Below are 9,569 nucleotides of genomic sequence, written 5' to 3' on the forward strand. Positions count from 1 at the left end.
GTTACGGCCCCTAAACTGCCCTTCGCTTGATGCGAAAATATAATTTTTTAGTTTTCAATTAGCCCGCGCCATAGACGGCTGAGGCTAAAAGTGTTGATTTAAATAGGTATGACCAGTTAAAACCAAACAAAATCGAACACGGGATTATACCCGAACCAGAAGATAAATGCAGTCTAAGTTATGACCAAAACACCCCTTTAAACACTGTGACAAACAGGTAACCTAAACTACATATATTTAACAGCGATTTACACGGCACTAATTTAGTTCTGTTTACTTCGGCTTAATGCTGCTTTTAGGCACTGTGACCCGCTTTTGCTGCCCCATTATTTCAAACAATATATGACAACGCTTATCGCCACTTTTTTCGGCAAATATGCCATCTAAATCAACGAAAGGGCCTTCGGTAAAGGTGACCTTATCACCTTCAGTAAATTCCGGCTCAACGGCAGGTTTTAGTTGATTCAGTTCAACATCGGCTGACTCTGACAGCTCTGCAACAAGTTCCCGCTCGCGTAGTTTAATTGCATTAATAATTTCGTCGTCAATCGATGTCATCAGCTCTTTACAGCCAACAATGCGGGAAACACCACGGGTGGAGTGAATGCGACTAACGCTTGTTACTTGGGGATCAAAATAAGCAAAGAGGTAACAGGGAAATAATGGTGCTGTACGGACGCTACTTCGACCAGCCTTGACTGCTTTCGTCGCAATGACAGGGAGATAGGTATCGATCTGTTGTAGTGCTAAATTTTGCTGTGCACGAGCTTCGCCTCGTGGTTTGCAATATAAGAGATACCAAGCCTTCATAACATCCTTTTACGTTGTAGCTTTATATTCGAAATTAGAGTGTGAATTGGTAGAAACTGTGTTCTACCGTGTTTGGATGCCCTTTTAGTTTATGTGCTAAATTGACAAACTATAAACTACACCAAAACTATGACAAAAAGGTTTTAACCTTAATGATAAAAATCACGTGACATCCCATTCACGGCACGGATAGTATCAAACGATCTTGGCTTTTGGAACTGAAAAATTATGATTTGGTTTACATTAGATACCCCTTACAAAAAACAGCTCAATTAATAAACTGCTGTGTCGAGAAATTGCTTTATTAGCATATGTTGACGCCATATTTTCACAAATCAAATTTTGCAAACCAGCGGTATAATCTCTGCTGAATAGCCGAAAGCGGGTTAAAGATTCGGGGCTAAAGCCCCTCTTACATGTGGTGGCGGATAGACGCTAGGTTGAACAATCGTAGACTGGTTTAAAGATTCGGGGCTAAAGCCCTTCTTACATTTCAATGTCTGAATTTCAATCCCTGCCCTACTCGCTATTTTTACCCGTTAATTTGATTAAATTAACGCCATTCAGTTCATCTAAATTGACATTTGCAAGCTTAAAAGGGTATATAAGATGGGTTTCGTAGGATTTATAACTTCAAATAGTAAAATATAACAATAGTCTGTGACCCACTTGTTAGCGGCCTGAGTGCATAAAGTTTTTACAATCATAAGTTTAATGTAAATGAGTACTCAATTGGCATGTAAGGTTACAAGACTGTAAAACAAAGTAGTAACATTTTTCTGTGGCGACATTTGTCCCGCAGGCAATCACAAGCGAAGGTGGAAGACTTAATGAGCGTAGCAAAACCCCAGGGGACGATGCTCGGGCATCCGAAGGGATTGTTCCTGTTGTTTACAACAGAGTTATGGGAACGATTCAGTTATTACGCAATGCGTGCCATTTTGGTACTGTATTTGGTAGATAAAGTACAAACTGAAGGTGGTCACGGTTTAGGTTGGACTAGCGCCGACGCAATTTCACTTTATGGTACATTCACTGGTTTAGTTTATCTGACTCCCCTCATCGGTGGCTGGTTAGCCGATACCTATCTGGGTCAACGCCGCGCCATCATGATTGGTGGTGCTCTGATGGCAGCCGGTCAATTCATTCTTGGAACACCACATGCGTGGGTACCGGGAATGGAGACTCAAGTTTTCTATCTTGGTCTTGGCGTACTTATTCTAGGTAATGGCCTGTTTAAGCCAAACATCTCTACCATGGTTGGTGATCTCTATGAAGAGGGCGATCATCGTCGTGATGGCGCGTTCACTATCTTCTATATGGGTATCAACGTTGGTGCTTTCCTCTCGGGTATTATTGTAGGTTCGGTTGTTAGCGCCTATGACGGCAACTTCCAGATGGGCTTCCTCTGTGCCGGTATCGGTATGGTCTTCTCTTTAATCATTCAATTTGTCTTCGCACAACGTTTACTCGGTGATATTGGTAAATACCCTGCTGCCAAACTTGAGCAACAGAAAGCGGCAGCCAACGGTCAGGAAAATGTAAAAAAAGAGCCATTGACTAAAATTGAGCGTGATCGCATTAAGGTGATCATGGTTATGGGTCTGTTCACTATCATCTTCTGGGCAGGTTTCGAACAAGCCGGCGGTCTGATGAACCTGTTCACCAACGACTTTACCGATCGTATGATTGGTGATTGGGAAGTACCGACGACTTGGTTCCAATCATTGAACGCCATGTTCATCGTGATTTTCGCGCCGGTAATCGCTTCTATTTGGATTCGTTTAGGTAAAAATGAGCCTAACTCTCCGGTTAAGTTTGCCTTAGGTCTGGTGCTGCTTGGTATTGGTTTCCTATTCATGATTGGCGCCGTTCTTGAAATGGGTGGTAATCCGGATGGTAAATCAAGCATGTGGTGGTTAGTAGGTGCATACTTCTTCCATACTATGGGTGAGCTGTGTCTGTCTCCTATCGGTCTGTCTATGGTGACCAAACTTGCTCCACTGCGTATCGCATCTTTGATGATGGGTGCCTGGTTCCTGTTCGTTGCTGCTGCAAACAAGATTGGTGGTATCGTAGGTTCATTCATTGGACACGGCGGACCAAAAGAGGAGCAGCTTGCTAATGCAATGTCTATCTTCGCCGGTATCGCCATCACATCGGCTATTTCAGGTATCATTCTTTACCTTATGGCTGACAAACTTGTAAGCTGGATGCACGGTGCCGAAGGCCCACATCACACAGAAGAAGAAGCTCTGGAAGAAGAGATCGCAGTGACTGCGGAGCATGAAGGTATACAACGTTAGAAGAAGGTTCTAGGTTCTAGGTTCTAGGTTCTAGGTTCTAGGTTCTAGGTTCTAGCACCTTATCCGATCGCTTCAAACGAGTAAAACGCCGCATATGTATATGCGGCGTTTTTTGTGTAAAAAAGTATAAAGTGACGAGTTCCTAGGTACGAGGTATTAACCCCCCTGACTATTCTAAGGCTGGTAATTTAATCAAAAACATCAAACTTTGACTATCGCAGAGCCTAAGAACTTCTGTCTTCCTTAGGTCGATATCCTGCAGGGCATTCATGCACTTCACCTTTGCGTATTTTGATCAAAGCAGCCAGCATTGCGGATAACTGCTTGGTTTCATCTATCAGCTGTAATGCTTTAGTTTTATCGACTAAACCTATTTCAATGGCGATATATAGCTGTGTAGCCAACTCGCCGGCTGAACCTTTAGAATAATAGAGGAATCTTGCTGAATCTTTAGGTGACCCTCTCTCCTCTCCTTCTGCAATATTGGATGGGATAGAAAGAGCGGCTCTGGTGACTTGGTCCTTAAAACTACGATCACGACAAGATTCAAAGAGTGAATATACATTACAGACTAGACGCGAAGCGCGTTGCCAAACATCTAAGTTTTCAAAAGAATACTTTCTCATGTCACCATCCATGGTTATGTATAAAGGGCTGGTGCTACTTGGCCCTTAAAGCTTTCCGCTTATCCTAGTTCCTAGGAACTACTAACTCGACCCTTTTTTAAAATGACAACTGCACATAGCCGCCGGTGGGTATTTGGGTATCGTAGACGAGTCCATGGAATTGATTGTCGAGTAACATCTGCTTATGGGCGGGCTTGCTGGAAGAGATACACAGCTGCTCTCCAGGCATTAAAGTTCTAAACTGAGCACTGGGGTGCCCCCAATCCAATATTCCAAGCTGGAGAGAGTCTGAGAGCGCGAGAGGCGTTAATCCTTCGTCATTTCGAATGTAACAACGTAAACCTTGGCCGGCTTGTGCTATGGATGCGCGGTATTGAGTCAGCTCAACCACCACATAGACAATATCGATACAGATATCTAAACCTGATTTTGTCATGCGTTCATTGAGATAAGTGAGCATATTATAGGGTTCGATGATCGCCTGAGTGGTGCCATTGCGAAACAACTTCAGCTTTTGATTAACGAAGCTCTTAAGCAAGACGCTGGCAAAAGCCGCACGGTTATCCTGAGGGTGAAAATGAGCCATATACATCACAAGATGTTTATCGCCGACATTGACCGTATCGATAAAGTAAGCACTCACCTCATCGGCCTTAAACAGGCTGTAGTCAATTTTAGCGGTGAGATAGTTAATCTGTGACGGGGGAAATAACTGCTGCTGAACACTCTTTGCCGCTTCGGCATTTTGTTCTAACAGTGCCAGGTTATCCTGCAACTCCTGATAAGAGAGCTCTTCGATATCTTCGAGTTGAACATCTTTAGTGTGTTTCTCATCGAGGCTCTGCTTTATTGCATTTTCGATGAGAAATAGATCGGAGACGGGCTTAACTAAGTAATCACTCGCGCCAATACGCAGCGCCTCAACGACATCGGCCATGACCTGATTACCGGATATAACGATTGACGGTGTGCCGGGGTTTAACTCAGACATCTTCTTGAGCATGACCAAACCGCCCATTATCGGCATACTGAGATCGGCCAGGACAATATCGAATGCTCTTTGCTTAAACTTTTCCAGCCCCTGTTCGCCATCATCGGCTTCGATAACCGTCGCACCGCGGCTATCGAGAAACGATGCAACGATACGACGAAAAACAGGATCATCTTCAACAAGTAGAATGACTAAATCTTTTAGCGCCATTAAGGATCCTTTTTAGAAGGCTCGAATTCCCAGATTCTATGACCCGGAGCCTGGGGTATACCCAAGCTACTTCAAAATGCTCGTTTCAGAGCTCCCGTAGGGTAGCTGAACAAGGCAGTGATTGAAGAGAATGGTGAGCCCCTTTTCAATATCACTAACGCAGTGCAGGTATTCTACGGAAACTCCCGCATGGCAAGGCGAGAAGCAACATGTTTCTGCGTTATAAAATATAAAATTAGAATAACTAGTTCAGCTATTTCATGCCTTGAACTCTGTCACTTCTCGACATGCTGAATCCTGCATTTCGAGGTCGTTTGGGTATAAATATTCCCTAGGACCTTCTTTAATCTAATTCCTGCATAAACTCATCTAACAGCTCATCTTCATCGAGATCGACAGGTACATCACCATCATACACCTTATAGTCCATATGTTGGAAATAGGCTTCCTTAACAAAAGTATAAGGATCTAATGCATTATCGACTAGTCGCTCTTGATCGATAGCTACGGCCCGTTTATCTAGGTTCTCAAGCCCCCACTTCAACAAGGACTGCCACACCGTTATCTCCGATAAAGGAAAGTATAGGCCATCAACCCAGAACGACGCGACCTCTCTGGTCACATAAGGTCCTAAGAACGGCGCCATAAAGTAGGGGCCATTAGGTACACCGTAGTAGCCTAACACCTCATTGAATTCATCTTGTTTGCGGGGCAGGCCCATCATATCTGCGACATCGATTACACCGAGTAACCCCATGGTCGAGTTTATCGTAAAGCGTCCACCGGCATTTGCCGCCCAACCCCATTTACCCTGCAAGGTGTTGTTCACCAAGGTGCTGGGCTCATCGAGGTTAGTCACAAAATTATTGATACCCGTCTTCACGGGTCTTGGTACGTAATCTTTATAACCATGTGCAACGGGGCGATAAAAATACCTATCCAGGAACTGGTAGTTAAAGTCCCACATCGCTCGGTTAAACCCTTCGATGGGATCCCTTGGGTCAATATAGGTAACGGTAACCTCTGCGGTCGTGACTTCTGCATCATCCTCAGACGCAATAACATCGGAATCAATTCCTTGGATGCCAGATGCGATATCGGAATCGTCAATTTGGCCTGAGATGCTCTGATCTGAGTCAATTGGGGACTTGGTTGAATCTACGTGTATACGTTCGGCGTCCTGTCCGTATGTGTTTAACTGCGATGCTGAAATGGGCGCAACGCCAAACACTGCTATAACCAGCATTATCCATTTAAACTTCATATTTCTCTCTTTGGTAAAAACAACTGAATCCATTTCAGCTGATACTGCTTACGATTAACACAAACCAGATACTGTATTGATGCTAGATTTAAGAGTGAGTCTTAGTTGCTGGCGTGCCAACGACCTCAGCTCAAACTTCGCCTTTTACTTATACTCTTAGCAGGAAAAACTAAAGTAAGTCTCTGCTTGAGTCGATAATGAGTAGTAATGACAAAAAATGTACTAACCAGTTTATAACTAGACTACTCAGTGTGATTTTTGTTTATAAGGCGATAAGGATACTTGTCAAAAAAAATAGATCAAATTTATTATCGCGAAAATTGTAAGCACTAATGAAAAAATACCGGAAATTAGTCAATGTCAGAACCAGTCAACACACGTAATGGAAGCAACGCCTTACCCATAACAAGAGTCATTTCCGGTAGCCATTCCAGAGGAGATGTGGTGCCGCCACCTGAAACTCAACCTCAAACTAAAACAGGTGCTTCAGTGCCCAACACTGCTACTAACACTAGCCCAACGCCTCATTCGGCGCCCCCGGCAGGCGCTAGAACAGTCGCTCCCCCAACCGCCGATAAGAAGGCTCAAATGCCTTCCTCGATTGCTACTGACAGAAATCCACAAGTGAAAGTTGAGGTTCAGGGGTTAAGAGCAGCCGTTATACAGTTTTCTTCAAAGATAGACCAAATAACTTTAGATGGCACAAATTACAATATTGATTTTTCATCTTACTCGAGTCGCCGCACTGCGTTAAAAGCCGTAAGTTATCTGGTTAATACCAGTCAAGAGTTCTCATATTCTCAAAAAACACAAGCTCAACAACCACAGGCCCCAAAACCACAGGCTCAAAATCTGGCAGTCGAAAGTGCGGTTACCATTAAGGGGAAAGATTTATTCGCGGCTCAGTTGATATCCTTGGGTAAAACGATATCGACAAGCCTACCCACTAGTCTTAAAAGCTTGATCCAGCAAAATGGCATAGACCTCAGCCAATTAAAGCTACTGAGCTCCCGGCCCCAAGGGTACCCTCTCCCCACCGCCCAGTTCGAGGCAAAGTCGCTGACCTTATCCAATGGGTTATCACTGCCTCTGCCACAAGCCAGTCTTTCAGCACTTATAGCCGCTCAATCCTCTCCCACTCTCGTCGCCACTCCCAGGTTTGAGGTCATACCCAGCATTAGTTACCAAAACCAGCAATGGGTTTTACGGCTTACTCCGATCATAGAAACCAGCATAGTGGAGCTCACTTCTAACTTACGGTCTCAACCCTCGTCACGAAACATCGGGGAGATGGAGTCACAGTTAGTGTTAGCTAAGCCAGAATTATCTAAGCTGTACTCAAGCTTGATAAAAGTGCTGGAAAAGCTCCCCTACAAAGACTCGAATGGGTTGCCCCCTGCCAGTTCAAAAAATGCATCCGGTGCCAAGCTAACATCGGCTGGTGCTTCAGCTGAGGCTAACTCAACTGCAGGCTCCGCCAAAGCCGGCGCTAACATTAACCGGGATGCGTTGGCAAAATCGCTATCAAATCAACTCTCTAATGCTTCTGAATCTAAGGTATCGGGTTCACAGACCGATACCGGGCAGAGCAATAAGTCCCAGGCTAATCAGAACCTAACGAATCAAGCCCTGACAAGTAAAGGCCTGACTGATGGAGTGAGTAAAGGAGTCAATATCGCCGACTCAGTAAAGGGAGTGCTCGAAGAGATTAAGCTACAATCACCTAAACAGCAGTCACCTAAACAACTATCACCTGAACTACAGTCACCGAATCAAAAGTCAGAGCTGGTATCACACGCCACGGGTAAACAGGAAAAAGAGACCCCTTCGTCCGGGCTAAACAGAGATCTGATGTTAAGTGCTCTCAATAAGGCGTTCGGCAAAGCCGGAGGGCTCCCGCAGAGTACAGAGAAAGCCGCAGAGCCTCAAAGCTCTCTCGCGACTCAGTTGTTTAAACTCTTGCCCCAAATTCACCCCTCTATGTTGCGAGCCTTGGCACTACCTAGCAAGGTGCAGGAGGAGTTAGTGGGCCTGCTGCATTTACATTCATTTGTTGAGGTCAATGCAGTAGCCAGAGCATCCATGTCGCACATGAACTCTGTCTCGCTACTGTTTCAGCTTCTACTTGGTGTAAAGACGACAGGGTTAGCCGGTAAGCCCGGAAGCGGTAATAGCGCTAAACTCAGTGCGTCATCTCAAAAATATTTGCAAAAGCTTCAGGCTCAGCTGGGTGTCAACCAATCGCTCCTGTCCATGTTCGACAAGGCGGGGACGACTGAGACTATGGCGAAGTTAGTTAACAACCTGAACCTCTATTCCCAGGCCAGCAACGATAATAATGGGCAGACTAACTGGTACTTTACCCTCCCCTATTCGCTCAATCAGCATCAAGATCAACTGGAGGGACAGTTCACCAAAGAGGAAGCGAGCCAGGAAGATGACCCAGATTCAAATTGGCGACTGCAACTCAAATTTAACTTAGCTCAAGGGCCCCTTTTAATTAAGACCCATATAAAAGACAACCGCTTAGAGATGACATTTAACGGCGAAGATGACACCTTACTCAATAAGATTGACCTCCTGTTGCCACCACTTATGAAAAAGCTGGTCGATATCGGTTTAACACCCGATAAGGTAATAACGAAACGGACAAAAGTACCCGCGACGCTGCTCCCCGGCGATCATTATTTAGTTAAGATTAAGGCTTGAGGTTCTAGGTTCTAGGTTCTAGGTTCTAGGTTCTAGGTTCTAGGTTCTAGCAAATTATTATAAAGTGACAGATATGAAAAATGAAGATGATAGCTATCAAGAAGAGAACCCACAGACCGAACGACAGGCTGTAGCACTTGGGTTCGACGGTCAACACACACCTACAGTTACGGCTAAAGGTACGGGCCTGGTTGCCGAAGAGATAATAGCCTTGGCCGAAGAGGCCGGCGTTCATATTCATAAGAACCCACACCTCAGTGACTTTTTACAGCGCTTAGAACTTGGGGAAGAGATCCCCAAAGAGCTCTACTTTCTTATTGCCGAATTAATTGCATTCGTCTACATGCTCGACGGGAAATTCCCCGAGCAGTGGAATAACATGCATCAAAAAATTGTTGAGGAGGTTTAAGTGATATGACCCCGGCAACCTGATGTGACCCCCTAATAGTGGACACCTTACTATAAGCGATAAGGTGTCATGAAAATTAAGCCACGTAAAACCTATACGGCAGCCTTTAAAGAGGCAGCTGTTCAACAATCTTTAAATTCTCCCGATACAGTCATAGCTACAGCTGTTAAATTAGGGCTCAATCCTAAGTTATTAACTAAGTGGAGAGCCCATTTGACGTCCTCAAAACATTCTAAGAAGCCCA

8 protein-coding genes are annotated in these 9,569 nt (G+C 44.7%); 4 read left to right on the forward strand and 4 right to left on the reverse strand.

Going from position 1 to position 9,569, the window contains the following annotated elements:
• Positions 1–273 precede the first annotated feature (273 nt).
• The gene (gene rfaH / locus EKG38_RS24180; protein WP_126523443.1) at positions 274–810 is read right to left on the reverse strand and encodes a transcription/translation regulatory transformer protein RfaH; all 537 of its coding nucleotides are present in this window, start codon (positions 808–810) and stop codon (positions 274–276) included.
• Between the two features lie 830 nt (positions 811–1,640).
• On the opposite strand from rfaH, the gene EKG38_RS24185 reads away from it, so the two are divergent.
• The gene (locus EKG38_RS24185; protein ID WP_126523444.1) at positions 1,641–3,116 is read left to right on the forward strand and encodes a peptide MFS transporter; all 1,476 of its coding nucleotides are present in this window, start codon (positions 1,641–1,643) and stop codon (positions 3,114–3,116) included.
• Between the two features lie 224 nt (positions 3,117–3,340).
• Here the strand turns inward: EKG38_RS24185 and EKG38_RS24190 are convergent, their stop codons facing one another.
• From EKG38_RS24190 to EKG38_RS24200, 3 genes are all read right to left on the reverse strand, one after another.
• Entirely contained in the window at positions 3,341–3,742 is a 402-nt protein-coding gene (locus EKG38_RS24190; RefSeq protein WP_185826947.1) for a four helix bundle protein, read from the reverse strand.
• A gap of 97 nt (positions 3,743–3,839) precedes the next feature.
• Positions 3,840–4,943, reverse strand: a complete 1,104-nt coding sequence (locus EKG38_RS24195) for a response regulator (RefSeq protein ID WP_126523446.1) — start codon at positions 4,941–4,943, stop codon at positions 3,840–3,842.
• Positions 4,944–5,286: 343 nt separating this feature from the next.
• Complete coding sequence (locus tag EKG38_RS24200; protein ID WP_126523447.1) at positions 5,287–6,207, reverse strand: MlaA family lipoprotein; 921 nt, start codon at positions 6,205–6,207, stop codon at positions 5,287–5,289.
• A 357-nt stretch (positions 6,208–6,564) separates the two neighbouring features.
• On the opposite strand from EKG38_RS24200, the gene EKG38_RS24205 reads away from it, so the two are divergent.
• From EKG38_RS24205 to EKG38_RS24215, 3 genes are all read left to right on the forward strand, one after another.
• Positions 6,565–8,916, forward strand: coding sequence for a hypothetical protein (locus tag EKG38_RS24205; protein WP_126523448.1), 2,352 nt, complete (start codon positions 6,565–6,567; stop codon positions 8,914–8,916).
• A 73-nt stretch (positions 8,917–8,989) separates the two neighbouring features.
• On the forward strand, positions 8,990–9,325 hold the full coding sequence (locus tag EKG38_RS24210) for an EscU/YscU/HrcU family type III secretion system export apparatus switch protein (RefSeq protein WP_126523449.1): 336 nt from the start codon (positions 8,990–8,992) through the stop codon (positions 9,323–9,325).
• A gap of 69 nt (positions 9,326–9,394) precedes the next feature.
• Positions 9,395–9,569 (forward strand): transposase (locus EKG38_RS24215; protein WP_148103761.1); only part of this gene is annotated, 175 nt, incomplete at its 3' end.

Origin of the sequence: Shewanella canadensis (assembly GCF_003966225.1) — a bacterium.
GTDB lineage: Bacteria > Pseudomonadota > Gammaproteobacteria > Enterobacterales > Shewanellaceae > Shewanella > Shewanella canadensis.